The sequence below is a fragment of the Collinsella sp. AM12-1 genome, assembly GCF_003472325.1.
Lineage (GTDB): Bacteria > Actinomycetota > Coriobacteriia > Coriobacteriales > Coriobacteriaceae > Collinsella.
Map to the genome: position 1 here is coordinate 49,997 of NZ_QRLS01000012.1, position 25,699 is coordinate 75,695.

21 protein-coding genes are annotated in these 25,699 nt (G+C 59.6%); 10 read left to right on the plus strand and 11 right to left on the minus strand.

Translation table 11 applies throughout. The features are described from left to right. The first annotated feature begins 1 nt into the window (after position 1). Entirely contained in the window at positions 2–664 is a 663-nt protein-coding gene (locus DW136_RS07175; protein WP_118289336.1) for a hypothetical protein, read from the plus strand. Between the two features lies 1 nt (position 665). Here DW136_RS07175 and DW136_RS07180 read toward each other — a convergent pair whose 3' ends face one another. The 5 genes from DW136_RS07180 to DW136_RS07200 all read right to left on the minus strand — a co-directional run bounded on the left by DW136_RS07180 (position 666) and on the right by DW136_RS07200 (position 6,426). After that, on the minus strand, positions 666–1,229 hold the full coding sequence (locus DW136_RS07180; protein WP_118289337.1) for a uracil-DNA glycosylase family protein: 564 nt from the start codon (positions 1,227–1,229) through the stop codon (positions 666–668). A gap of 3 nt (positions 1,230–1,232) precedes the next feature. Next, positions 1,233–2,609, minus strand: coding sequence for an alpha-amylase family glycosyl hydrolase (locus DW136_RS07185; protein ID WP_118289338.1), 1,377 nt, complete (start codon positions 2,607–2,609; stop codon positions 1,233–1,235). A gap of 153 nt (positions 2,610–2,762) precedes the next feature. Then, positions 2,763–3,959, minus strand: a complete 1,197-nt coding sequence (locus DW136_RS07190; protein WP_118289339.1) for an MFS transporter — start codon at positions 3,957–3,959, stop codon at positions 2,763–2,765. 175 nt (positions 3,960–4,134) lie between these two features. Next, positions 4,135–4,956, minus strand: a complete 822-nt coding sequence (locus tag DW136_RS07195) for a hypothetical protein (protein WP_147330888.1) — start codon at positions 4,954–4,956, stop codon at positions 4,135–4,137. 96 nt (positions 4,957–5,052) lie between these two features. Continuing rightward, positions 5,053–6,426, minus strand: a complete 1,374-nt coding sequence (locus tag DW136_RS07200) for a 6-phospho-beta-glucosidase (protein ID WP_118289340.1) — start codon at positions 6,424–6,426, stop codon at positions 5,053–5,055. A 175-nt stretch (positions 6,427–6,601) separates the two neighbouring features. On the opposite strand from DW136_RS07200, the gene DW136_RS07205 reads away from it, so the two are divergent. Continuing rightward, the gene (locus tag DW136_RS07205) at positions 6,602–7,354 is read left to right on the plus strand and encodes a MurR/RpiR family transcriptional regulator (protein WP_158571448.1); all 753 of its coding nucleotides are present in this window, start codon (positions 6,602–6,604) and stop codon (positions 7,352–7,354) included. A 62-nt stretch (positions 7,355–7,416) separates the two neighbouring features. Here the strand turns inward: DW136_RS07205 and DW136_RS07210 are convergent, their stop codons facing one another. The 4 genes from DW136_RS07210 to DW136_RS07225 form a co-directional block, all read right to left on the minus strand. Then, positions 7,417–9,081 (minus strand): PTS transporter subunit EIIC, encoded by a 1,665-nt coding sequence (locus tag DW136_RS07210; RefSeq protein WP_158551292.1) that lies wholly within the window; start codon positions 9,079–9,081, stop codon positions 7,417–7,419. 314 nt (positions 9,082–9,395) lie between these two features. Then, positions 9,396–11,807 (minus strand): ferrous iron transport protein B, encoded by a 2,412-nt coding sequence (feoB, locus tag DW136_RS07215; protein WP_117583087.1) that lies wholly within the window; start codon positions 11,805–11,807, stop codon positions 9,396–9,398. A gap of 586 nt (positions 11,808–12,393) precedes the next feature. Beyond that, the gene (locus DW136_RS07220) at positions 12,394–13,857 is read right to left on the minus strand and encodes a basic amino acid/polyamine antiporter (protein WP_117583088.1); all 1,464 of its coding nucleotides are present in this window, start codon (positions 13,855–13,857) and stop codon (positions 12,394–12,396) included. A 109-nt stretch (positions 13,858–13,966) separates the two neighbouring features. Continuing rightward, entirely contained in the window at positions 13,967–14,743 is a 777-nt protein-coding gene (locus tag DW136_RS07225; protein WP_117583089.1) for a dimethylarginine dimethylaminohydrolase family protein, read from the minus strand. Positions 14,744–14,998: 255 nt separating this feature from the next. Between DW136_RS07225 and DW136_RS07230 the strand changes: the two genes are divergently transcribed. After that, entirely contained in the window at positions 14,999–15,649 is a 651-nt protein-coding gene (locus tag DW136_RS07230) for a GntR family transcriptional regulator (RefSeq protein WP_117583090.1), read from the plus strand. Between the two features lie 112 nt (positions 15,650–15,761). Here the strand turns inward: DW136_RS07230 and DW136_RS07235 are convergent, their stop codons facing one another. Beyond that, positions 15,762–16,664: an alpha/beta hydrolase gene (locus DW136_RS07235; RefSeq protein WP_118289342.1), complete on the minus strand. Its 903-nt coding sequence runs from the start codon at positions 16,662–16,664 to the stop codon at positions 15,762–15,764. Between the two features lie 246 nt (positions 16,665–16,910). Between DW136_RS07235 and DW136_RS07240 the strand changes: the two genes are divergently transcribed. The 7 genes from DW136_RS07240 (at position 16,911) to DW136_RS07270 (ending at position 24,109) form a co-directional block, all read left to right on the plus strand. Beyond that, positions 16,911–17,474 (plus strand): PTS glucose transporter subunit IIA, encoded by a 564-nt coding sequence (locus DW136_RS07240; protein WP_117583092.1) that lies wholly within the window; start codon positions 16,911–16,913, stop codon positions 17,472–17,474. A gap of 181 nt (positions 17,475–17,655) precedes the next feature. Further along, entirely contained in the window at positions 17,656–19,059 is a 1,404-nt protein-coding gene (gene asnS, locus DW136_RS07245) for an asparagine--tRNA ligase (protein WP_117862239.1), read from the plus strand. 249 nt (positions 19,060–19,308) lie between these two features. Further along, complete coding sequence (locus DW136_RS07250; RefSeq protein WP_117758643.1) at positions 19,309–20,094, plus strand: hypothetical protein; 786 nt, start codon at positions 19,309–19,311, stop codon at positions 20,092–20,094. Between the two features lie 160 nt (positions 20,095–20,254). After that, complete coding sequence (locus DW136_RS07255; RefSeq protein ID WP_117629248.1) at positions 20,255–21,235, plus strand: ABC transporter substrate-binding protein; 981 nt, start codon at positions 20,255–20,257, stop codon at positions 21,233–21,235. 203 nt (positions 21,236–21,438) lie between these two features. After that, complete coding sequence (locus DW136_RS07260; RefSeq protein ID WP_006234992.1) at positions 21,439–22,362, plus strand: ABC transporter permease; 924 nt, start codon at positions 21,439–21,441, stop codon at positions 22,360–22,362. Beyond that, positions 22,355–23,149 (plus strand): ABC transporter ATP-binding protein, encoded by a 795-nt coding sequence (locus tag DW136_RS07265; RefSeq protein ID WP_055250279.1) that lies wholly within the window; start codon positions 22,355–22,357, stop codon positions 23,147–23,149. Before DW136_RS07260 ends, DW136_RS07265 begins: the two co-directional genes overlap by 8 nt. Positions 23,150–23,341: 192 nt before the next feature. Then, on the plus strand, positions 23,342–24,109 hold the full coding sequence (locus DW136_RS07270; RefSeq protein WP_089572515.1) for a mechanosensitive ion channel family protein: 768 nt from the start codon (positions 23,342–23,344) through the stop codon (positions 24,107–24,109). Positions 24,110–24,339: 230 nt separating this feature from the next. Here DW136_RS07270 and DW136_RS07275 read toward each other — a convergent pair whose 3' ends face one another. Further along, positions 24,340–25,692: an IS30 family transposase gene (locus tag DW136_RS07275; RefSeq protein WP_369831837.1), complete on the minus strand. Its 1,353-nt coding sequence runs from the start codon at positions 25,690–25,692 to the stop codon at positions 24,340–24,342. Positions 25,693–25,699 lie beyond the last annotated feature (7 nt).

The window sequence follows — 25,699 nt, forward strand, 5'->3', positions numbered from 1 at the left end:
CATGGAGACGATCGCGCGCGGCGATAAGCCCAAGACGTTGCAAACCATTGCGTATATCAACATTCCCGAGAGCGCCGATCTTGAGTTTTTGCTCTGGGACCTGCAGGATGCCATCGCCGCCTATGCACAGCTTTCCGGCACTGTACTCCCCCGCCCGGTCGACTTGAAGGCGGATGATGACGATGCTGCCGCCGATGGCCTCGTGCTCGCCGTTGATGATGCATTTGATGACGGGGCGATGATCACTGTCGAGCAGATGCTCGATCGCCTTGGGAATGCAGAGACACGCGTCTATGTCGTCGTGCAGGTTGCCCACAGAAGCACCGAGGGGGCGCACATGCCCGTCAAGCGCCTGCGGGAAGCTTGCGAGCTCCGTAAACTAACGTGGTGTGGCGGCGTTGCCATCTGCGCCGGCAGCGGCATCGCAGCGCTTCGCCACTCCCCGCGCATGGGCCTCTTGCGCCGACCGTTTTCCGAAGCCATGGACAAGCTCGTGGGTGCGGTGCGTATGGGTTGCTCGGTTGAGCATGCGCAGCGACTCGGCGGCGGCAGTGCCGAGGACATCGACACCAATGGCATGGTTTGCGCCGAGCCAGCCGTGCCCGCGCCGATCTGGCGAGGCGTTCTGAAACACCTCGGCGCCCGCACTCAATCAATAATCTAAATTAATAAGCTGCCCAGTCAACGGCTTCACTCCAACGCTCGACAAGCCGCTCCAAACGCCACGCCGCGTTGGCAGGACTCGTCGACGGCAGCACGATGGCAGGTAGCCCCGTCCGCTCTTGTAGATAGCGTTTGTAGAGCCGCCCGGCCGCGCCGCCGTTGCAGATAACGACCTCAATCGGCGTGACATCGGTAATGCGCTCGATATGTGCCGGCACAACGTTGCGAATGCTCGCGTCACTCGAGCCCTTAATGTCACAGCTCTCGATCACATCCCACAGGGCCACGCCGCCGTTCAGCAGCATGGATCGCTTGGCGGCAATCGAGGCGTCGAGCGTCGCAGGCTCGCTGTCCGCCAAAGGGTCGCCCTCGTTGGGCGGCACAGGCACTCCGAGGCACGCGGCCATCACGCGCCAAAAGCGATTCTGAGGGTTGCCGTAATAAAAGGCATTGGCGCGCGAAAGCACCGAGGGAAACGACCCCAGCACCAAAACGCGCGAGTGCTGGTCGAACACGGGTTCAAACCCATGCTCAATATGTTGATAGCCCTCGTCGGACACAGCCATGGCTTAGGCCCTCAACAGATAGCGTACCTCGTAGGGCGCAAGCTCAAGGGTGCCCGTCAGCTCGACCGCAGGTGCACCGTCGGTAAGCAGGTCGACAAAAGACCCATTGAGCTCGCCGGCGCCAAAGGTGTAAGGCTCGTCCACGGCATTCACCGCCACGAGTACCGTCGCGCCGTCGCAGGCGCGCTCGAACAGCAGCTGCTTGTTCTGGATCACCACGTTGCGATAGGCACCGTAGTTGAGAGCACGGGCCGCCGCGTCGTCGGCCGAGCGAAGGTGCGTGAGCTGCGTGACGAACGCCGTCAGCTCGTTGGGCGCAGGCTCATCGAGCGCAGGTCGCAGCGCCCAGTCACCATCGGGGCCGCCCTTTTCGCCGGCAATCCCCCACTCGCTGCCATAGTAGACGCATGGGATGCCCGGCATGCCAAAGAGCATGCCGTAGGCGGGGCGCAGGCAGGACTTGTCCGTCAGGATACTCGCCAGGCGCGGCACGTCATGGTTGTCGACAAACGACAGCAGATGCTTGCCGCGATAAATGCACCACGGGTCACCACCAAACTGGCGATGCAGCGAGTGGGCAATCTCGAACATGTTGACCGAGTTAAAGCTGGAGTACAGGCCCTTGTAGCACTCGTAGTTGGTGCAGGAGTCGAGCATCTCGTCGTTGACGATCTGGTTGTAGTCGCCGTGAAGCGTCTCGCCGATCAGCACAAAGTCGGGCTTAAGCTCACGGGTAAAGGCGTGCAGGCGGCGCATAAAGTCGCGGTCGAGCATATAGGCAACGTCCAGGCGCAGGCCGTCGACGCCAAAGACCTCGGCCCAACGACGCACGGACTCGAGCAGGTAATCGACCACGGCGGGGTTTTGCAGGTTGAGCTTCACGAGCTCAAAATGGCCTTCCCAGCCCTCATACCAAAAGCCATCGCCGTAGCACGAGTCACCGTCAAAGCTGATATGAAACCAGTCTTTGTAAGGCGAGTCCCACTTTCGCTCCTGAACATCGCGGAAGGCCCAAAAGCCGCGGCCGACGTGGTTGAAGACGGCGTCGAGTACCACGCGGATGCCGTGGGCATGCAGCGTCTCGCATACGGCGGCAAAATCGGCATCCCCACCCAGGCGGCGATCGATATGGCGCAGGCTGCGCGTATCGTAGCCGTGGCTGTCGGATTCGAGCGGCGGATTGATGAGCACGGCGCCGATGCCGAGCCCTTGCAGGTAGTCGGCCCATTGGGCAATCTTCATGATAGGAGCATCGGGGTTGGGCGCGGTGCCGGCAGCTTGGGCAAGCTCATTCTCGGCAACGGGTGCGGCGTTTTCGCGCGGAGCTCCACAGAAGCCTAGCGGATAGATCTGATAGAACGTCGTCTCGTATGCCCACATAGCAACCTCCCGGTAAGCTCAACACAACGACATCCATTGTATGCCCGGCTTGTATCCTCTTCCCCAAAATAAGTTGCGGTGGAATAGTTCCTGTTTGAGCCTTCAGAGGCCTTAAACAGGAACTATTCCACCGCAACTGATGAGGGGACGTGATTAGGCGACGGGCTTGGCGCGGCGTATGGCCGGGAACAGCACCGTGATGGCGAGGATGACGCCCACGACAGCGATCGTGCCGCCTGCGTAGCCGATCCAGGCGATGCCGGGGCCCGACACCACGGCGCCGCCGATCGCCGTACCGGTGCCGATACCCAGATTGAACAGGCCCGAGAAGATCGACATGGCGACGGCCGACGAATCCGCCGGTGTGTACTTGATGAGCTCGGCCTGAAACGCCACGTTAAAGGCCGTGGAGCAGCAGCCCCATAGCGCGCAAACAGCGAGAACGGCGACGAGCGACGGTGCAACCGGACCCATGAGCAGCAGAGCCACCGGCACGCCGGAGAGCGTGATAGCCAAGAACGGGAAGCGATGCCCATCGAACAGACGGCCGAACATCCAGCTTCCGAGCAGACCAGAGCAGCCGAACGCCGTCAGCGTCATGGTAATAGCGCTTGCGTCGACGTGCGCGACCTGTGCCAGGAACGGCTCGATATAGCTGTAACCCGCATAATAGCCGGTCGCCATAAAGACCGTGACCGCATAAAGCGCGATGAGGAACGGGTTCTTGAGCAGCTCGGGCAGCTGTTTGAGCGTAAAGCGCTCGCCCACCGGCATGGCCGGGAACACCGCGGCCTGGTAGACGACCGCGATAGCTGAGAGGGCCCCGACCACGGCGAATGTCATGCGCCAGCCCACGGCCAGGCCAATGGCGCGACCGAGGGGCAGACCAAAGATCTGCGCGATGGACGAGCCCGTGGCGATCATGCTGATGGCGAGCGCGCCGTGACGAGTGTCGACCAGGCGCGAGGCCATAATCGAGGCGACCGACCAGAACACGGCATGTGCGCAAGCGACCACCAGGCGCGCGCAGACCAAAATGGGATAGGTGGGCGCCACGGCGGACAGGAACTGCCCGAGAGAGAACACGGCAAGCACGCCGAGCAGCATACGCTTGAACTCAAAGCGCGAGGCGAACACCATAAGCGGCAACGACAGCAGCATGACGCCCCAGGCGTAGACCGAGATCATGATGCCGGCCTGGGCCTCGGTGAGCGAAAACGACGCGGCAATATCAGTCAGAAGGCCAATGGGCATGAATTCCGACGTGTTGAATACGAACGCGCAACAGGCGAGCCCGATAAGCGGGAGCCACTGCCTGAGTGCGATACCACCTTGCTTTGTTTGAGCCATATAGGAAAACCTCTCCGATCATCTAGAGCGGTGGGCGATTATAGCAATGAGAAGTCTATAAAATGAGCAACAAAAGAATTCTTGGAAAACGATCGTTAACAGATGGCGCGCCAATTCTGCTTAGAAAGCAAGGTACGCAGAAACTCAATGTCGAAAACGCGGCTTCATCTTCGGGCTATCGCGCCTGCTCGGATACGCACAAGGACACCCCCATGAGCACGTCAATTTCGAGCCAACTCGCAACCGCACAATGAACTAGCAAAAGCAGCATATAAGCAAACGCCCCATAATAAAGTCCCTCATGTACAAGCGCCGTCACTGAAAGTGCCGACGGCAGCGCCGCACTCGAAACTACCCATCCAACAAGAACCTGGATAGCGCAACTTGCAACCAGGTTCCATGCCACCAGCAGCGTTGCGGGACGCGCGATTTCCCTGCAGGAGGAACGAAGCACCGTGACCGAACGCATGATGTAGCGTGGTGCAAACCGAATGCCTCGTAGTCCCCTCTGCTCCACGTCCGCATCTTCAATTAACACGAATACGAACGACGCGGAAAGAAGCGTCACGATTACTGCCACCACAAGCGAGCACAACACCCCGAGCTGGCTGCTCGCAAGCGAGGCAAAGACTACAATTGCCGATAAAATCAAGTGAACCAAATAAATTAGCAGCGCCCCAGAAATCTGGAGGGGAACCGTCGAGGCCAAGAGATAAACCGGAGGGGTTCGAGCAGGTTGCACCGTCTCTTTGGACCGGTCGACGGCAAATAATGAAAAAGCCACATTCGATAGAAGCAGGTTTAAAAAGGCCGCGACCACAGTGCAAATAAGCGTAATGGACGGATTGATATAGGCGAGCTCAGTTGCAACGTTTGATACACCAATTTGAAGCGCGCTCATAACAAACAAGGGGATATATAACGCCATCGTGCAGCCACTCCGGCATCCCTTCGCCCGATCGCCCGATTCCAGAAAGACATTGAAGTTCTCTCGCAAGTTCACTCTATACCCGTTTTCTTACTAGGCAGGGCGAACGAGCGCCAATATAAACGCCGGTCCGCCCATCCATGATTTCTAGTTTTAACGTCCAGACTAGTCTGTCCAGCCGTCGATGTAGTCGCGGTTAAGCTCAAAGTACTGCGCGGCGATATCTTTCGCCAAGGAGTACGAATTAACGAGCGGGTGCATCGCGAGGCTCTCGACAATGTCGCGCTTCGATCGGTTAACGATGCCACGCGCCACGGTGCGCTCGTAGTACTTGACGCGACGAATCAATTCGAGGTTTCCCGCGGGCACAGAATCGGCTTCGACGCGATGCGGTACACAGCCATCGGTGGAGATATCGCACGTTGACTCAATGACATCTGTATCGAGAAGGCCGGGGATGGCGCCATTGTTGGGGGTGCACAGGATCATCTGCTGCGTCTTGCCAGAGCGAGCAATATCCATGAAACGGAGCGCGACACCTGCGTATCCGCCAGCATCTTTGCCGCACACGTCAAACGTCCACGGCTTGTCGCGATGAATACCCGTCTCGGCCGCCATGTAATTGTTTTCGCGCATTCCGTACCACTTCTCAAAGCACGCGAGGCCTTTTTCGAAGTCGTTCTCAATATCGATAGATGCAAGCTCGCTCGTCATTTCTCGATTAATTTCTTCAATTAGTTCGCCGCGCGTCTGGGGCGAAGAGAGAACGTTGGCAACGGCGCGCTCGCGATAGTAGAAATAGTATAGGTACTCATTTGGCACGCATCCGCGATTTAGGACGAGGTCCTTCTCGAAGAACCTAAGATCTGTATGAGCATATGCCCCGTCGTCGTGGATCAAGTCGGGCATGATGTCCTCGCCGTCAACCGTCACATTGCGGAAGAACGAGAGGTGGTTGAGTCCATAGCACTCGCCCTGAACCGATGCGGGATCAACGCCTTTATACTCGGCAAACTGATGCAACATGCCCGAGGGGGCATCGCAAATGCCATAAGTAAAATCATAGCCCATATCGCGTAGGGCCTGAGATACGACGCCAGCGGGATTAGTAAAGTTAAACACCTTGACGCCCGGCTTTGCGTACTTCTTGATTAACTCGCAATACGAAGCAAGCGCAGGGACGGAGCGCATGGCAAAAGACACGCCGGCTGCGCCAGTCGTCTCCTGGCCAAGAACCCCATGTGAAAGAGCAATGCGCTCATCGCGAACGCGCATATGGTCCCCACCGACGCGAATCGTCGTGATCACGTAATCGGCGTCCTTAACGGCCTCGACTGCATCGCCCGTCAGTGAAAAATTAAGCGTGGGGCAAAGCATGCCCGAGACATGGGCGGCAAGGCCACCGTAGATGCGCAGCTTCTCGGGATCATTGTCCATAAACACAAGTTCATCGATTCCAAGCGATGACGCCTGCTGGGCTATGCTCTTTGCCAAAAACATGGAGCGGACGCCACCGCCCCCTATGACCGTAAGTTTCATATCGAAACCCCCAATTAGCACATTCAATATTGCATGGTTCGCCTGTGTATGGATATTGTATCCAGCATGGAGGGCCGCTTCCCGCCCCGGCTGCAAGGCAGGAAAGGAATTCCCCAAGGAGTTATTATTTACGCAACGGAAGCGGCCGCACACGTCCGGCGGGAAGGGAGCACCGATGGTTGATAAAAAGCAGATTTCCAAGCTCTACTCAGCCGCAAAGCTATCCGAAACCGAGCAAAGCGTACTCGAATACCTACTCAACAATATCGACACCCTCGATGATATTGGCATAAAACCCGTCGCCATGGCATGCTTTACCAGCATGACGACAGTCATCAGGCTTTCGAAAAAGCTCGGCTACCGTGGCTACCGCGAAATGATGTACGATCTCAAGCACCTTCAGCATGTCTCCCGCGAAATGAATCAATCACTCAAAGACAGTAGCGTCCACTTCGTATGCCACACCGGAGATGTAGACGTATTCATCGCCGCCCTGCATCGCAACAGAATGATCGGAGTAAACGGAGAGGGCTTCTCACGCATCGTCGCGCAGTACATGGCGACCAAGCTCGTTGGACTTGGCTTTTTGGCCGTTATACAGGACTTCCTAGAAACCGATCAGTTTGTCGAATCCAACCGAAATACGCTCAGCTGCATGATGCTCATATCCAAATCGGGCCAGACAGAAGCCATCCTGGAAACCGCAAGGGCATGCCACGACGCGGGCATTACGACCCTCGCGTTTACCGGCAACGAAGACAGCGAGCTCGCCAAGACGGCAGACGCGATCTTTACGATACATGACGATCGCCCAATGGATCTTAAGAACGTTAAGCCTAACTGCTTTACCGGAAGTTGTATTCTCGCATTCGAAGAACTATTGAGTATCTGCCTTGACAATCTAAAACAAGAAGGCTTGGCTCCCTAAATCATGCGATAGGAAGCCAAGCCCTGGAATTGCGCTATGCAATTGAAAGCCACTTGCGCGTTTTACTCGTCACCGAGAACTTCGTGCACCTCAGAAGCGACTTCGCCGACACGAGGACCGTAAATGACCTGGATTGCCTTGTCGCTCAGGCGGATAACGCCCATAGCTTCAAGATTCTTGGTGAACACCTCGTCGTCTGCAACCTTAGAACCATCCTTGACAATCACGCGAAGACGTGAGATGCAGTTGTCAAGATCATCAATGTTGTCGGCTCCACCAAGCGCTTCGACAATGCCAACAGCAAGCGCGCTGTCCTTGGTCGCACGGCCCTGGACTGCCTTCTCGGGAGTGCTATCAGACTCGCCCTTTGCCTCAGCGGCCTTTGCCTCGAACTCGGCTCTGCTGTTGATCAACTCAATATCGTCACCATCGTCTCGACCGGGCGTCTTGATATCGAACTTAGTAATAAAGAACCGGAAGAGGAAGAAAGCTGCCAGGAAAAAGGCGGGGAGCAGAATAAGGTACGGAAGCAGATTAAGCTTCTCGGGGCGGAATAAGAATGGGATCAGATCCTTGATATTTCCCTGGTACACCGAAACGCCCATTGCCTCCGAGAGAACTTCACCCAGTCCGGAAAGCGGAGCGTAAACGCCAAAGTAGAGCCAGGGGGCGGCAAACAGGAACGTAAAGAGAATAGGCTCCGTAACGCCAAAGAAAACAGTCGAAATCACTGTGGGGATTAAAAGACCAGCAACCTTCTTGCGGTTCTGGGGCTTGGCACAAGACCACATAGCAAGGGCGATGCCCGGGAACAACGCGTAATCGTTAATGCCATAGCCAGCCATGAAGGCCCTAACCAAGAGCTTGTCGCTACTGGGAGAAGCGAGCTGTGCAAGCTGAATAGCGCTATTGCCCACCACGCGCGTTCCGTCGACGACCATGGAGCCGCCAAGCTCAGTCCAATACATGGGCGTCTCGAGCAGCGGATGCAAGCCAAACGGCACAAGGCTCTCGAGCACCCAGCGATAGACAAACGTACCGACCAGACCGGAGCCTTTCACGAACGTCGCAATACCCGAGAAGCATCCACCGATGACGGGCCAAACGAAGTACATGATGCCGCCCAGGACGCCACCGGCGACCAGCGATACAATGGGAACCGTTCGACTGCCCGCAAAAAACGCCAGCGCCGTTGGAAGCTTGGTCTTGTAAAAACGGCCGGTGATCCAGGCGACCAGGCAGCCCACGATAATGCCGCCAAAGACACCAGAGCTGTAGCCAAAAAAGCCGAGCGAGGTAGTGTAGAGTGCGGACTGCTCACTCGCCTGAATGGACGTAAGGCCGACCTTCTGAAGAGCTTCCACCGTTGTATTGTCGGCAGCCAAGCCAGCTGCTCCAAGCAGAATCTCAACCGTCTTGAGCATGGTGAGATAGCAGACAAGGGCAGAAAAGGCAGCCCAGCCCTTCTCTTTGCGAGACAAGGAGAAGGCGCAGCCGACGGCAAACAAAACACCGAGGTTTCCAATGATTACCTCGCCGAGACCCTTAAATACCGAGAAGAACGTAAAGAGCGGCGAAGCGGCATACCAGTCCCAATTAACGCCAAGGGACACAAGGGTCAGTTCGGTCGTAAAAACGCTACCGATACCCAAAAAGAGACCGGAAATGGCAATGAGCGTAATCGGAACGAGCATTGCCTTTCCGAACGATTGGAATTTTTCTTTCATCAATTCCCTCCTCAATGAGCCTCTACAAACGACTATTGCACCCCACGTCCCCACACAGGCGAAACGGAAGACATGTTCGGCAATAGACACAAAGTGATTGTAGAAAGGGGCACACAAAATGCGCATCGGCATCGCGTAATGCGGTTAAATCGACCGACGATTGCAAGTATTTACGAATCCGTAAACGGCAGCAAATAGGCAGCGAACGGCAACCTGCAGCGTAGGACAGTCCCCGCAGGCCGACAATTACCGGTATTTTGGCTCATATTTATTGAATTGTTGCTCGCCCAAAAGCGCGGAGCATCAACGCGCCCCTAAGCCAACCCCAGCAATATGCCCGCCGAATGCACGACAAACGCCACGATCCAGGCGACCGTCACCTGAAACGCGAACACGGCAACGGCATAGCGCGCGCCCAACTCGCTCTTGACGGCGCCGATGGACGCCACGCAAGGCGGGTACAGCAGCGTAAAGACCAAGAACACGTAGGCGGTAAACGGCGAAAACATGGCTGACAGTGCCGCGGGAGAGGTTGCGCCCAAAAGCACCGTGAGCGTCGAGATGACGCTCTCTTTGGCAATAAGTCCCGTGACGAGCGCCGTGGATGCACGCCAGTCGCCAAAACCGAGCGGGGCCAACACCGGCGCGATGATGCTACCCAGACCGGCAAGCAAGCTTTGCGACTGATCGGCGACCACATTAAAGCGAATGTCGAACGTCTGAAGGAACCAGATGACCACGGTAGCGGCAAAGATGATGGTGAAGGCCTTGGTGATAAAGTCCTTTGCCTTATCCCATGCCAGCATCACCGTCGTCTTGACGCTCGGCAGGCGGTAGTTGGGAAGCTCCATGATAAACGGTACCGGGTCGCCCTTAAATGCCGTGCGATTGAGCACCAAAGCCGCGATGCAACCGACCGCGATGCCGATCAGATAGAGCGAGACCATGGCGGGTACCGTCGCCTGCGGGAAAAACGCCCCGCACAGCAGACCGTAGACCGGCAACTTGGCCGAGCAGCTCATGAACGGCGTGAGCATGACCGTCATCTTGCGGTCGTGCTCGGATGGGAGCGTACGGGTCGACATGATAGCCGGCACGGTGCAGCCAAAACCAACGAGCATGGGCACGAAGCTGCGGCCCGACAGACCAAAGCGGCGCAGCACCTTATCCATGACAAAGGCCACACGCGCCATGTAGCCGGAGTCTTCCAGAATGGAGAGGAACAAGAAGAGCACGACGATGATCGGCAGGAAGGCCAGCACGCTGCCCACGCCCGTAAGCACGCCGTCGACAGCCAGCGAGCGCACCACATCGTTGGTGCCGAACGCTTTGAGACCCGCATCGGCCGAGGCGATGATGGCAGCGATGCCGTCCTCCATGAGTCCCTGCAACGCCGCGCCGATCACGCCAAACGTCAGCCAAAAAACGAGGCCCATGATCACCAGGAACGCCGGGATGGCCGTATAGCGACCCGTCAGGATGCGGTCGATCTTGACGGAGCGCACGTGCTCGCGGCTCTCGTGCGGCTTGACGACGCAACGCCCGCACACGTCGCCGATAAAGCTAAAGCGCATATCGGCCAGCGCGGACAGGCGATCGGTGCCGGCCTCGCCCTCCATCTGGGTAATGATGTGCTCGATGGCGTCGAGTTCGTTGCGATCCAGGTGAAGTGCCTCGGTTACCAGCTCGTCGCCCTCAACCAGCTTGGTCGCCGCAAAACGCACCGGAATATGCGCCGTCGCGGCATGGTCCTCGATAAGGTTCGCGATGCCGTGGATGCAGCGATGCAGCGCGCCGCCGTCCGGGCCATCGGGCGCGCAGAAGTCCAGGCGACCGGGGCGCTCGCGGAACCGCGCCACGTGCAAGGCATGATCAACCAACTCGCCGATGCCCTCGTTGCGGGCAGCGCTAATGGGGACAACAGGCACGCCCAACAGGCTCTCGAGCAGGTTGACGTCCACGGCGCCGCCGTTGGCCGTCACCTCGTCCATCATGTTGAGCGCGATGACCATGGGGCGATCGAGCTCCATAAGCTGCAGCGTCAGGTACAAATTGCGCTCGATGTTGGTAGCGTCGATGATGTCGATGATGGCGTCGGGATGCTCATCCAGGATAAATTGACGGCTGACGACTTCCTCGCCCGTGTATGGCGACAGCGAATAAATACCAGGTAGGTCGGTGACGCTCGCCTCGGGGTGGTTACGGATGGCGCCGTCTTTGCGGTCGACCGTCACGCCGGGAAAGTTGCCGACGTGCTGGTTGGAACCCGTCAGCTGGTTGAACAGCGTGGTCTTACCGCAGTTTTGGTTGCCGGCGAGGGCAAAATGCAGCGGTGCGCCCTCGGGCACAGCCGTCTTTGCCGCACGGGGCGAATACGTCCCCTCGCCGAGTGCCGGGTGCTCCGTCGTACCGATTGCGGCGTTAACGCGCGGGCCGGTATCGGTGTCGTGCACGCCCACGAGCTCGATGCGCGCGGCATCGTCTTTGCGCAGCGTGAGCTCGTAGCCACGCAAGCGAATCTCGAGCGGGTCGCCCATGGGGGCGTACTTCATCATGGTGACTTCGGTGCCCGGCGTTAGGCCCATGTCCAAAATATGCTGTCGGAGTGCCTGATCGTCCGATGCCACCGATGCGACAACGGCGTCCTTTCCAATCTCGAGTGTATCGAGCTTCACGTCCGTGTTCCTCCCCCGGCGCCCACAGGGCGTTGTATTTATGTTCACCATGGCTAACCGTTTGCCATGGCTAACCAATTTTAACCATGCATGATAGCGCGAACATGCAACGATGTTCAATCAACAGATCGGTGCAGGGGGGATTCTGGGCCATTGCTTCCCAGACGGGCCTGCTGCGGAAACCGAATCCCACTCCGGAACACCTAAACGGGATGGGCTTTCCGGTTGAGGCATCTAGCGGAAACTGCAGCCCGGAATCGGCGCTCAGACTGGGATGCAATTTCCCAATGGAGCCCTCGGGGAAACTGCGGCCCGGAATCTGCTCTCGAAACGGGACGCGGTTTCCCCGAGGACCGAAGCAGCCGCCCGCCCCTCGACAAAATGATCCGTTCCCTCCGTCGCATGCGGAACATCCAAGGAGTGTCCCAGGGTGCCGGCACAATAGGAACGTCCCCAGCTGCCGGCAGCATTTCGCCGCAACAACAAAAGCCCGCGCTGGCAACAAATGTCACCTGCGCGGGCTTGGTGGGCGCTCACAAAGGCACGTTACAGAGGCCCACGTCAGTTATGGATTACCGAACGGCACCGGCACGCGATGCCTCCGTCGGCTTACCAAGCGATGAAGCTTGCCGCAGTCTTAGACTATCGGCGCAATGCCGGCAAAGTGCAGATACAGCGAAATGATTGCCACGACAATGACCACCGCTGCGATCAGCTTGTCGTGCAGATGCGGAAGCACCGGTTTACCGCGGCCTCGCTCGCCCAGCATATAAACGGGAATGGCCGGAGCAAAAAGAATCGTCGTGATCATAACGCCCTGAAGACCCGTCGACCACACCAGGAACAATGTGTAGATGAAGCCGAGCGTACCGAAGAAGCGGGCTTTGCCGACGCTGGGCGCATGCGGCCCGTCCAGATGCTCGTTCTTCCAGCCAATCACCATGTAATAGGCAGCCGAGCAGACATACGGAACCAGAATCGTGTTGACTGCGCAGCTATAGAAGAACTGGTAGGTGCTCGCCGCCACATACGACACGATCAAGAAGAGCTGCGTAATGCCGGAGCTCACGAGAACCGTTACCACCGGGGCGTCGTGCTTGTTCGTCTTGGCAAACGCCAGCGGGAAGGATCCCTGGCGCGCCGCCTCGAACGGCGTCTCGGACGCAATGATGACATAGCCCAGCAGCGCGCCGACCAACGAAAGGATAACGCCAAGGTTTACGATGGCAGCACCAACCGGACCGATTGCGCACTCGAGAATTCCCGCCATGGAGGGCGTTGCAAGCTGTGCCATCTCCTCTCGCGGCATAATGCCGAGCGACAGCATAGAAATAATCAAATACAGGACAAAGACCGCCGCAAATCCGAGCGCCGTCGAGCGACCGACGTCACGCACGTACTTTGCGCGGCCCGAGATGACAACGGCGCCCTCGATGCCCGTGAAGACCCAGACAAGGGCAATCATGGTCGAGACAACCTGCTCGCCAAAGCCAGGACCAGCCGGCTCTCCCCAGAAGTTGTCCATAAAGATATCGACGTTGAACTTGCCCAGGAGCACAATGCTCAGCACAAAGAGTCCCAGCGGCACCAGCTTCGCCAAGGTGACAATCGTGTTAATGCCCGCAGCCTCCTTAACGCCACGAAGCACAAGGGCGGTAAGGAACCACAAAAACACGCTGGCGCAGACGATAGAAAGCAGGTTGTTGCCCGCGCCAAACGCAGGGAAGAAATAGCCCAGCGCGCTAAACAGCAAAAGTGCAAAGCTCACGTTGGAAAGGCATGCGCTGATCCAGTAGCCCCAGGCGGAGTTGAATCCAATGTAATCGCCAAAACCGGCCGCAGCGTATGCATAGATGCCACCGGTCAGGTCGGGACGGGCTTGAGACAAACCGTTGAACACCATCATCAACGCAAAGACGCCAATAAAGCAAATTCCCCACGAGACGATAACCGCACCGGTATTGGCTCCGCCTGCCGCCATATCGCCGGCAAGAGAAAAGATACCGCCGCAGATGCTCGCAGTGATGACCATCATGGTCAGACGGAAGAGATCCAGACCATTGGGGTCGATAATCTCGTCGTTAGAAGTTTTAGAGGCCATTGTATGTGCACCCCCTTCATCATGTGATCGAACGAAAGATGGCCCGGACGTCCCGAATCGGGTGCCGGGCCATCGGTCAAGCGATCATCAGACTGTTACAGCTATCGCGTTAGAAGCGCAGCGACAGGCAAGAAAGGCCGCCGTCGACCTTGCGATACTCGGAGGTGTCGACGACGAGTGTCTTGTAGCCCAGATCCTGCACGGCCTTGAGCACAGTCGGATAGCCCTCGGCAACGATGACCGTACCGTTGACCCAGATGCAGTTGGCGCCGTACGCCTCGTCCTCGGGCACGACGATCTTGTTGTACTGGGCAAAGTCAGGCTTATCGATGAACTCACCAGAGACGAGCATGTTGTTGTCCTCGATGTAGTTGACGCCCGTCTTGAGGTGCAGGACCTCCTCCAGCGGAACCTCAGAACCCTCGAGGCCCCAGCCCTCGAGAATCTCACAGAACTGGCGAATGCCCTCTTCGTTGGTACGAGCGGAGCGACCGACGTAGAAATGGTCACCGACCATCATGACGTCGCCGCCGTCAAGCGTGCCCGGAGAAACGATGTGCTTGACATGCTCGTCGTCAAAGAAGCGACGGACGGCCGGCTCAATCTCGTCCTTCTCGCCGTTGCGGCTATCGGCGCCGGGGTTGGTAATGATGGCGCCGCAGCGAGTGATAACGGCCGGATCTTCGACGAAGCAGCTGTCGGGATACTGCTCGAGTGCCGGCAGCACCGACACGTCAACGCCGCACTGCTCGAGCGCATGCTCATAATCGTAGTGCTCCTCGATGGCGCGCTCGTAGATGGGCTGGCCAAGCTCGGGGGCACTCGTGATGCCATTGCTCAGGGACTTGCCGGGGCGGCGGATGATGACGTGGCTGAACTTGGTCATGATGATCCTCCTTGGATCTCTTAGCAGAGAGCGGGACTTCTTCGCGCCCGCCTTCCTTTCGATGGCTTTATCTTAGGGCGGTTTTCCTGTTTTGTATATTGTATACAATCCTGAACGGTAGGTATTCTTCGGTAAGCGTATTCTTACGTATCGGCGCAAAGTAGCATGATTTAGCTGGTCGTTCTATAATTCAACTGAGCTATTCAAGTGAAACGTATTTGCTTTTAGAAATATACCGTTAAGGAACATAGGCTCATGGAAACGCTCAGAAAGCCCCTGAAGGACCACGTATACGACTATATTTCGAGCCGTATTGACGCCGGCGAGCTTTCGGCCGGCGACCGGCTGAGCGAGCAGGCGATCTGCGATGCCATGGGCGTGTCGCGCACGCCGGTCCGCGAAGCGCTCATCCAGCTCGCAAGCGACGGCTATCTGGACAATCTCCCCCGCCGCGGATTCCGCGTCCGTGGGTTCGATCAGCAAAACGCCGTTGAAGTCTTTGAGATTATGGGGCCGCTCGACGGGCAGGCCGCATATCTCGCCTGTCCGAATCTAACTGACGACGATATTACGCAGCTGAAATTTCTCGTCGGCTCCATGGACCTCGCGATCCAAGGCGGTCTCATCCGTAAGTATGACGACATTCAGCGAGACTTTCACCTTACGTACTTCAACCGCTGTGGCAACGACCGTCTGCGCGATATGATCTCGCAGCTCGAGCGTTGCTTTATCAAGCGCGATTACGAGACTGTTGACCAAGAGACGGCTTGCAAACTGCTCAATAAAGCCAACAACGAACATGCTCATATTCTTGAGTTGTTCGAAGCACGAGACGCGACGGGCGTGCGCGACTACGTTCGCGATGTCCATTGGAACACGGAAAACGCCCAGTTCACCGTTTGGTAGAAATACAACAAGGAAAGCTATCAGACGCCCATCTCACGAGAGTGGATAATCCCCCGTTTTTGTCGAAAAGCAGACCAAAAATGGGAGATTATCCACTCTCGTGCTGCGCGGTCTAGAAACCGTGGCGTTCCAGGAAGCGGAAGGCCAGGCGGATCCAGGGACGGACGGAAACCTGCTTGTCCTCGTTGTCGACCGCGGTATTGGCGTTGCCGAGCGAAAGGCCGTGGCCACCCTGGTCAAAGACGTGCATCTCACATGCAACACCCTCCTCGGCCATGCGCTGCGCGAACGGGTAGACCTGCGCGACCGGCGCCGTCTTATCGTCCGAAACGCCCCACACAAAGGTCGGGGGCATCTGGCGCGAAACGTGCGTGGTAGGGCAAATGTCGGTCAGGTGCTCATCGGTCGCCTCGCCGCCCGTCACCATCGACAGATAGTCGTTGAGCAAATCGCGCCCTGTCTTGCCACCCGTCTTGGGCACGCGCAGGTCGATGCGCGGGTCGCGCGTCTGCATATCGCGCACATAGGCAAGGTCGAGCAACGGATAGCCCAGCACCACGGCGTCGGGACGAATATCCTCCGGACGAGCCCCGGCAAGGCCCGCGAAGGGTCCGGTCTTCCACTGCGTTGCCAACGAGGCGCAGATCATGCCGCCCGCCGAGAAACCCACGATGCACACGCGCTTGGGATCGACATGCCACTCGTCGGCGTTGGCGCGCACGGTAGCGACCATCTTGGCGAGGTCCGCCTGCGGGTGCGGAAAGCTCACGTCGCCCGTGGCGCTCGTCACATAGTTGAGCACAAAGGCCTGGTAGCCGCGGTCCAAAAACGCAAACGCCACCGGGTCCTGCTCGTGCGGAGCGATATGCGTAAACCCGCCTCCGCCGCAGATGATCACCGCGGGGCGGCGGCCATTGGGCTTGTCGGGCAGCGGCTCGGCACCCAGATACGTAAACGTCGCCGGATAATCCTCGGTCGGCTCCTCGCCCCACAGCGCATGGTTCTCAATAATCATAGGTGCTCCCTCCGTGCGATTCGTGCGCACTCGTTTTTCGCACCTTAGCGTACCCCACTTGAGCCCGCGGCGCAGAAACACCCCCGCAATAAGTTGGCCTTCAACTGATATATCACAAAATCGCTGTTCAGAGGTATCGTTGGGCAGCGTAAAATAGGAGCGCTGACCGTGCTGGGAAACACGTACGAAACGTTTCCGGCAAACCACACGCGTGCAACATGCACGCCTGATACGTTGGAGGCATCTATGGGTCTGCTCGATTCGCTCAAGTCCACGTTCACTTCGTCGGGCGAGGCGTCCGTTCCGCCCGCAGCAAGCTTCGCCACCCGCGAAGGCGTCATCTACGCTCCCGTCAACGGCGTGCTCGTCAATCTGAGTGAGGTTCCCGACGAGACCATCGCCTCGGGCATGCTCGGCCAGGGCTACGGCATCGAGCCCATTACCGGCACCATTTACGCCCCCGCTAACGGTCGCATCGGCGCCACCACCGTCACCAACCACTCCATCGGCATGATCACCGAGGACGGCCTGCGCGTGTTCATCCATGTTGGCCTGGGCACCGTGGAAATGAACGGCAAGGGTTTTGCCCGCTTTGTCGAGATGGGCGACACGGTCAAGGCCGGCCAGCCGCTCATCAGCTTCGACCGCGACGCTATCAAGGCCGCCGGTCACGAGGACATCGTGACCGTCATCATCTCTGAGCTCGACCGCCTCAAGAGCATCGACCACGTCGGCGAGTCCGGTACGCTTATCGGCGGCAACCCGCTCGTCAAGCTGGGCGACCCGCTGCTGGTGGCCAAGACCAAGTAGCCAGGCCCCGCGCCACACAGCCAAAAGGCACCTCGTCAAGCGCCCGCGACCATTTGGCCGCAGGCGCTTTTCGTTTGAAAAACCATCCCGCCAATGCCTTATCCGTATAGCCCAAATGAGCCGAGCTGCTAAAATATCGAACTGTATGGATAACTATCATTCAACCGTTATGGGAGGATACGTGAACCGCACCAAAATCGCGCAGCTTTACGCCGATGCCGAGTCGCTTGGCGGCCAGACCGTCACCGTCGCCGGCTGGGTCAAGTCCATCCGCGACATGAAGAACTTTGGCTTTGTTACGCTCAACGACGGCAGCTGCTTCCGCGACCTGCAGGTCGTCATGAACCGCGAGGCACTCGACAACTACGACGAGATCGCCCATCAAAACGTCTCGGCCGCACTCATTTGCACCGGCACCGTCAAGCTGACCCCCGATGCACCCCAGCCTTTCGAGCTTTCTGCCACCTCCATCGAGGTCGAGGGCGTCAGCGCCCCGGATTACCCGCTGCAGAAGAAGCGCGCAACCGTCGAGTTCCTGCGCACCCAGCAGCACCTGCGCCCGCGCACTAACCTGTTCCGCGCCGTGTTCCGCATCCGCTCTGTCGCGGCTGCCGCCATCCACCGCTTCTTCCAGGAGCAGGGCTTTGTCTACGTCAACACCCCCATCATCACCACGAGCGACTGCGAGGGTGCCGGCGAGATGTTCCGCGTGACCACGCTTGACCCCAAAAACCCGCCCCTCACCGAGTCCGGCGAGGTCGACTGGAGCCAGGACTTCTTTGGCAAGCACGCGAGCCTTACCGTGTCCGGCCAGCTCAATGCCGAGAACTTTGCCATGGCCTTTGGCGACGTGTACACCTTTGGCCCCACCTTCCGCGCCGAAAACTCCAACACCACGCGCCACGCCGCCGAGTTTTGGATGATCGAGCCCGAGATGGCCTTTGCCGACCTGAACGACTACATGGATAACGCCGAGGCCATGCTCAAGTACGTCCTTAAGGACGTTATGGCCACCTGCCCCGACGAGCTCAACATGCTCAACAAGTTTGTGGACAAGGGCCTGATCGAGCGCCTGGACCATGTGGCAAACTCCGACTTTGCCCGCGTTACCTACACCGAGGCCGTCGAAATCCTGGAGCAGGCCGTCGCCGCCGGTCACAAGTTTGACTACCCCGTGAGCTGGGGCATCGACCTGCAGACCGAGCACGAGCGCTTCCTGACCGAGGAGCACTTTAAGCGCCCGACCTTCGTGACCGACTACCCGGCCGAGATCAAGGCCTTCTACATGCGCATGAACGAGGACGGCAAGACCGTCGCCGCCGCCGACTGCCTGGTTCCCGGTATCGGCGAGATTATCGGCGGCTCCCAGCGCGAGGAGCGCCTGGATCTGCTCGAGGCCCGCATCAAGGACCTGGGCATGAATCCCGAGCAGTACAAGTACTACCTTGACCTGCGCCGCTACGGTTCCTGCAAGCACGCCGGCTACGGTCTGGGCTTCGAGCGCTTGGTCATGTATCTGACCGGCGTGGGCAACATTCGCGACGTCCTGCCGCACCCGCGCACCGTGGGCAACGCCGACTTCTAATCGCCACAGCGCCACCAAACGCGTTCCAGCGCATCACGCCAGCGCCTCTCGGCAAGCCGAGGGGCGCTTTTTTCAACAGCATCCGTCAAGCTTTTGGCAAGTTTTTGGTCAGTTGGGCAGGGCTGTTGAAAACTCGACCCGCCGCTTGCCGACGGCTACCGACCGCCCAGGGCGTCCTGCACCCCTGGGAAAGCCCCGCGTCCTAGGCTCCATACCGTCGCCACCCAAAACGGAAAGGACGTGGGCGCCATGACCGAAACCGCTGTTGAAACTTACGAGACCACGACGAGGGGCGCCGCCTCGATGGCAGCCTATCGCGCCGTTCGCATCCTGCAACTATTAAGCGAAAACACCGGTGAGGACAAGGCCATGCTTTCCGATGAGTTGATCCGGCGCCTCGCCCATCCCGACGACCCCGCCCGCATGCCCATCTCGGCGGCGCGGCGCAGCATCTACACCGCCATCTCCGCACTTCGCCATGCCGGATACGAAATTGAGTACAAGCGCGGCGTGGGGTATCGGCTCTTGACCCGTCCGCTCACCGACGAAGAGATCATCCGACTCCACGGCATGGTCATGCGCAACCGCTCTACGCCCATCGCCATTCGAAAAAGCATGGCGCAGCACCTGGTCGCCATGGCGAGTGCCGACGTTCGCGGCTACCTCGATGCACCCGAGCCTGCTCCAAGCGCAGGCGGCAAATCCACCAAGGCCACACGCACGCCCGTCAAGCGCATCGATGCCTGCGAGCTCATCGAGCAGGCCATCGACCACGGAACCACGGTGAGTTTTGATATTTCGAGTGTCACGGCACGCGGAGAGGTCGAAGTGGCGCGGATGACACTCCGTCCCTTTGCCATCAAGCAACGAGACGGCATCTCGTATTTGCTGGGAACGGTCTATGACGCGCGAGGCGCCGATGACACGTTGCGTACCGTAGAGATCGGCCGAATGAGAAACGTCACCACACGTCTCCTCGACGGCAAGAAGCTCTTCGCCGCCCTGGACGAGGACGATGCCTCCTCCGCCGCATAAGACCCTCCGCCGCCCATTAGACTACCCGTACCGCCCATCCGATTCTGTATTAAAAAACCCGCCAGGCTGTTGTAAAAATGGACATCAGCGCTACTATAGTTCCACTTGCACTTTGTCCCAGTGCAGTGTTTCCAGCCATTTTTATACTGGGGGTAATGATATGAAGGACATCACCATCAGCCGCAGGAGCCTTCTGGTCTCCGCCGGTCTGCTCGCGCTCGCCCCGCTCGCCGGATGCGGCGGCAACTCTGGTTCCGGCTCTGCTGCCGCCGGTTCCGACTACACCATCGGCGTTCTGCAACTCACCGAGCACTCCGCACTCGATGCCGCCAACGACGGCTTTGTCAAGGCCATCAAGGAGAGCGGCCTTAAGGTCAAGATCGACCAGAAGAACGCCCAGAACGACCAGTCCACGTGTAAGTCCATTGCCGACAAGTTTGTGGGCGACAACGTCAACCTGATTTATGCCATCGCTACGCCCGCCGCGCAGGCTGCCGCCGGCGCCACGGCCGATATCCCCATCGTGGGCTGTGCCATCACCGACTACGCCGCCTCCGGCCTGGTCCAGGACAACGACAAGCCCGGCACCAACGTCACGGGTGCTTCCGACCTCACCCCAGTCGCCGAGCAGCTCGAGATGATGCAGAAGGTCCTGCCCGACGTTAAAAAGGTCGGCCTGCTCTACTGCACCGCCGAGTCCAACTCCGACGTCCAGATCAAAGCCGCCAAGAAGGAGCTCAACAAGCTGGGCCTCGAGTACACCGATTTCACCGTCTCGAGCTCCAACGAGATCCAGTCCGTCGTCGAGTCCGCCGTGGGCAAGGTCGACGCGCTCTACTCCCCCACCGACAACACCATCGCCGCGGGCGCTTCGCAGGTCGGTCAGATCTGCAAGGAGAACAAGCTCCCCTTCGTGACTGGCGAGGAGGGTATGTGCATGGCCGGCGGCCTGTTCACCCTCTCCATCAACTATGAGGACCTGGGCTACGCCGCGGGCGAGATGGCCGTTAAGATCCTGAAGGGCGAGGCCAAGCCCGAAGACATGCCGATCAAGCACCTCTCGAGCAAGAACCTGGTCGTCGTCAAGAACGACGAGATGGCCGAGGCGTTGGGCATCGACCTTTCCGCCCTGGACGAGTAGCACCATGCGCCGTAACGCATCTAGGGTTCGTTCTCGCCCATAGCTGCGTTATTCAATATCTGAGCCATTGGGGCGAACGTCATAGACCGGCGTTCGCCCTGCTTGTTTCAGATATAACAAAACGTTTGCCTGCCGTTCTTATATTCATTGTTACCGCTATTATGGAACATCACGTGTCCACCCTATCCTAGGAGGTATGAAGCATGCTCATTGCATTGCAGGGCGCCGTTTCGCAGGGCGTCCTCTGGGGCATTATGGTGCTTGGCGTGTTTATCACGTTCCGCCTGCTCGACATCCCCGATATGACCTGCGACGGCAGCTTTGCCCTCGGCGGCTGCGTCTGCGCCGTACTCATCGTCAATAACAACGTCGACCCGCTGCTCGCCGTGCTGGCCGGTATGTGCGCCGGCGCCATCGCGGGCGCCGTCACGGGCATTCTGACCACCGTCTTTGAGATTCCCGCGATCCTCGCCGGAATCCTCACCCAGATCAGCCTGTGGTCCATCAACCTACGCATCATGGGCAAGTCCAATACGCCCATTCTTGCCAAGGGCACCGTGTTCTCGGCCGTCAGCAATATGACCGGTCTGCCGCAGTCCACCGTTGCCATCATCTTGGGCATCCTGCTCGCCGTGGCTATCGTTGCCATCCTGTATTGGTTCTTTGGCACCGAGATCGGCTCGGCGCTGCGCGCCACCGGCAACAACGAGTACATGATCCGCGCCCTGGGCGTCAACACCAACTCCACCAAGATGATCGCCCTCGTGCTCTCCAACGCCCTCATCGGCCTTTCGGGCGCGCTCATCTGCCAGAGCCAGAAGTATGCCGACATTGGTATGGGCACCGGTGCCATCGTTATCGGTCTTGCCGCCATTGTTATCGGTGAGGTGCTCGGCCGTCTGCTGCCCGGCGGCCTCACGCAGTTTAGCGTCCGTCTTGCCTCCGCCGTCTTTGGCTCCGTGGTGTACTTCCTTATCCGCGCCATCGTGCTGCAGTTGGGCATGGACGCCAACGACATGAAGCTGCTCTCCGCTGTGATTGTCGCTGTGGCTCTGTGCGTGCCCGTGGTTTGGGAGCGTTATAAGCTCCGCAGCTCCTACACGAAGGGGGATGAGGCAGATGCTTAAGCTCTCGCACGTCAAGAAGACCTTTAACAAGGGCACCGTCACCGAAAAGCGCGCGCTCACCGGCGTCGACCTCACCCTGAATGACGGCGACTTTGTAACCGTGATCGGCGGCAACGGCGCCGGCAAGTCCACGCTGCTCAACATGATCGCCGGCGTGTACCCGCTCGATTCGGGCGTTATTGAGCTCGACGGCACCGATATCTCGCGCCTGAGCGAGTCGCAGCGCGCCAAGTACCTGGGCCGCGTGTTTCAGGACCCCATGCGCGGTACCGCTGCCGACATGCAAATCGCCGAGAACCTGGCCCTCGCCAAGCGTCGCGGCCAGCGTCGCGGCCTTTCGTGGGGCGTCACCAAGGCCGAGAAAGATGAGTACGTTGAGCTACTCAAGCGCCTGGACCTTGGTCTGGACACGCGTCTCAACGCCAAGGTCGGCCTGCTCTCGGGCGGCCAACGCCAGGCGCTCACCCTGCTGATGGCCACGCTCACCAGGCCGCGCCTGCTGCTGCTCGACGAGCACACCGCGGCCCTCGACCCCAAGACGGCCTCTAAGGTGCTCAACCTGACCGAGGAGATCGTCGACGAGAACCACCTGACCACGCTCATGGTCACGCACAACATGAACGACGCTATCCGTCTGGGCAACCGTCTGATCATGATGCACGAAGGCCACGTGATCTACGACGTGGCCGGTGACGAGAAGAAGTCGCTCACCGTGGCCGACCTGCTGCAGAAGTTCGAGGAGGTCTCGGGCGGCGAGCTCGCCAACGACCGCATGCTGCTAAGCTAAACCTACCAAAAAGGGACAGGTTTATTTTGGCAGGTTTTATCTGCGCAAACGTCAAAACCGCCGCAAAGGGACAGACGCCCTTGCGGCGGTTTTCGCTAACCCCCATATCGAGCACAGAAGCCCGTCCGAATTTGATCGGACGGGCTTCTTGATGGGTATCATGGTTGGACGATCATTAGGAGGTTTCTCTACATGGAATTGTTTGAGCCGATTCTTCATTTCTTTGCACAACGATGGGTCCACAACATTATCTGGGCAGGTATCTTGGCCATCGGCACCGCCGTTGCCGCCAAGGTCGCGTCCAAGACCCTGTACCACCTGCTCAACCGCGACGATAACCCACTCCCTTCATCAAGCATCTTCATCAACATCGCGCGCGCCGTCATTTGGATGATCGGCGGCAGCTTTATCCTCGACAACTGCTTTGGCATTAATGCAAACGCCCTCGTCGCCGCTCTTGGCGTCGGCGGCATCGCCATCTCGCTCGGCTTTCAGGACACGCTGTCAAACCTTATCGGTGGCATGCAGGTGACCTTTATGGGCATCATCAAACCCGGCGACAATATCGAGGTCGGCGGCGTGACGGGCGTGGTCCAAGATATCACCTGGCGCCATACGACCATCGAGGACGCCTGCGGGCAGACCATCATCGTCCCCAACTCAAATATCTCCAAGAACACGCTCGTGCACCTCATGCCCTTTGGGCGCGTTGCCGTGCCCGTTGCCGTAAAGGACACGTCCAAGTGGGCCTCGTTGGACGCGCTGGCAGATGAGCTTACCGACGCCACCAAGGCCGCGGTGCTTCCCATCTCTGGCTTTGACAAGGAGCCCTACGTGCTCTTTAGCGAGATCGGCGACTTTGGCGTCAAGGGCAAAATCATCTTTATCGTCAGCGACGACAGCACCACTTTCACGGCAGCCGACGCTTGCATCCGCGCCATCGCCCCCATCATCGCCTAAAACGGTTGATTTCCGATCTCAGCCGAACACATTGAGCAAATAGGCCATTCCCGCAGTTAGCCGAACGCCCCCGCGGCCCCTCCCGGGGTCCGGGGGCGGCATTTTCCCAGTTGAAGGAACGGTGGAGATGTGTTTCGATGGGTCCGGTGGCCATGCTCCGCCCGCCGCCCGGCGCCTCTTCCCAGACTCAGCCGGACGGTCGGTCCGTCTATTCCGTTTTTCCTTCTAGGCTAGGACAGCGGGGCATCGCCCCTTTCCGCGCGCGCCCGCTCGATGAGCCCCGGCGTCAGGTCGAGCTCCTCGACGGGCACGTCCTCCACGCCGTACGCCTCGAGCAGCGCCGCCGCGTCGCCGCCGAGCATCGCCCGGAAGGCGCGGGCGGGCGTCGCGAAGCCGAGCGCGCCGCGGGGCTCGGAGTTCACGTGCGACATGGCCAGCGCCAGGTCGGCCGGGGCGAGCCGGTCGAACCTGAGGCCGCGGCCCTTGGGCAGCAGCTTCCTGATCTCGACGTGGTTGCGCTCGCAGGCGCCCTTCTGGTCGCTGCGCCCGGGGTCGCAGTAGAACAGCCTCGTCTCGCCCCGCCCCTCGCCGAGCAGCGCGGCGATCGCGCCCTCGTCGGAGAACTCGGGGCCGTTGTCGGTGAGCACGGCGCGGAACACGCGGCGCGTCCCGTCGGCGCCGAGGACCGCCCGGACGCCCTCCAGGGCGCCCGCGACGCACCCGGCGGTCTTCTCCTCCAGCGGCAGCGCGAGCTGGAGCCTGCTGGGGCGGTGCAGCAGCGTGAGCAGGCAGGCGCTGTCCTCCCGGGCCCCCTCGACGGTGTCCATCTCCCAGGCCGCGGCGCACGCGTCCTCCCCGAGGGCGAGGAACGCGGCATGTGACCTGCGGGCGGAGTGGCGGGTCGCCGCCCGGCACGCGGCGCGCTTCCTCGGCCTGTAGCCGACCTTGCGCCTGAGCTCCATGTTGGTCATGCCGTCGTAGCCCGCCGAGACCCAGCGGTAGATGGTCGACGGCGACAGGTCCACCGGGCCGCCGTTGCGCGCCGCCATCTGCTCGGGCGACAGCCCCCGGCGCAGGCAGTCCCTTATCGCCTCCAGCCTGGCCGCCGCGGCGGGCTCGTCGGCGTCTATCCCGCGCCTGGACGAGACGAGGACCGAGTCCGCGCACAGCTGCGCGGCGCGGGCGTCGTAGAAGACGTGCGGGCGGCGCTTGCAGCCGATCGCGCGGTACCGCCCGCACCCGTTGCAGCAGCGCGGCCACGCGGCCAGGCGCGGGCATGCCGCAGACAGGTCGGCGGAGGCGTCCACGCGCTCGCCGCGCCTCTCCCTCGGCGCGGTCACGAACCTGTGCGACGCCACCTCCGAGCACACCGTCGAGGGCGACCTGCCCAGCTCCCTCGCGATCTGCCTGCACGAGGCCCCGCGCTCCAGCATCCTCTGGACCGTGTCCCGCTCGTGCCTCGTGAGCCTTCCGTAGGCCCTCGGGACCGCCCTTGCGGAGCCCCTTTTCTTCTTTCCGGACATGCCGTCCTCCGATCTCCCGGGGCCGGCCGATCCGGCCCTCAGGGTATCGGGTTCCCACATTCATCCG

Coding starts and splice junctions, on each gene's coding strand:
- DW136_RS07225 (WP_117583089.1), bottom strand. CDS start 14,743: ATGACCAAGTTCAGCCACGTCATCATCCGCCGCCCCGGCAAGTCCCTG.
- DW136_RS07200 (WP_118289340.1), bottom strand. CDS start 6,426: ATGAAACTTACGGTCATAGGGGGCGGTGGCGTCCGCTCCATGTTTTTG.
- DW136_RS07235 (WP_118289342.1), bottom strand. CDS start 16,664: ATGATTATTGAGAACCATGCGCTGTGGGGCGAGGAGCCGACCGAGGAT.
- DW136_RS07210 (WP_158551292.1), bottom strand. CDS start 9,081: ATGAAAGAAAAATTCCAATCGTTCGGAAAGGCAATGCTCGTTCCGATT.
- DW136_RS07270 (WP_089572515.1), top strand. CDS start 23,342: ATGGAATTGTTTGAGCCGATTCTTCATTTCTTTGCACAACGATGGGTC.
- DW136_RS07230 (WP_117583090.1), top strand. CDS start 14,999: ATGGAAACGCTCAGAAAGCCCCTGAAGGACCACGTATACGACTATATT.
- feoB (WP_117583087.1), bottom strand. CDS start 11,807: ATGGTGAACATAAATACAACGCCCTGTGGGCGCCGGGGGAGGAACACG.
- DW136_RS07220 (WP_117583088.1), bottom strand. CDS start 13,857: ATGGCCTCTAAAACTTCTAACGACGAGATTATCGACCCCAATGGTCTG.
- DW136_RS07275 (WP_369831837.1), bottom strand. CDS start 25,692: ATGTGGGAACCCGATACCCTGAGGGCCGGATCGGCCGGCCCCGGGAGA.
- DW136_RS07250 (WP_117758643.1), top strand. CDS start 19,309: ATGACCGAAACCGCTGTTGAAACTTACGAGACCACGACGAGGGGCGCC.
- DW136_RS07255 (WP_117629248.1), top strand. CDS start 20,255: ATGAAGGACATCACCATCAGCCGCAGGAGCCTTCTGGTCTCCGCCGGT.
- DW136_RS07185 (WP_118289338.1), bottom strand. CDS start 2,609: ATGTGGGCATACGAGACGACGTTCTATCAGATCTATCCGCTAGGCTTC.
- DW136_RS07240 (WP_117583092.1), top strand. CDS start 16,911: ATGGGTCTGCTCGATTCGCTCAAGTCCACGTTCACTTCGTCGGGCGAG.
- DW136_RS07260 (WP_006234992.1), top strand. CDS start 21,439: ATGCTCATTGCATTGCAGGGCGCCGTTTCGCAGGGCGTCCTCTGGGGC.
- DW136_RS07190 (WP_118289339.1), bottom strand. CDS start 3,959: ATGGCTCAAACAAAGCAAGGTGGTATCGCACTCAGGCAGTGGCTCCCG.
- DW136_RS07180 (WP_118289337.1), bottom strand. CDS start 1,229: ATGGCTGTGTCCGACGAGGGCTATCAACATATTGAGCATGGGTTTGAA.
- DW136_RS07265 (WP_055250279.1), top strand. CDS start 22,355: ATGCTTAAGCTCTCGCACGTCAAGAAGACCTTTAACAAGGGCACCGTC.
- DW136_RS07205 (WP_158571448.1), top strand. CDS start 6,602: ATGGTTGATAAAAAGCAGATTTCCAAGCTCTACTCAGCCGCAAAGCTA.
- DW136_RS07175 (WP_118289336.1), top strand. CDS start 2: ATGGAGACGATCGCGCGCGGCGATAAGCCCAAGACGTTGCAAACCATT.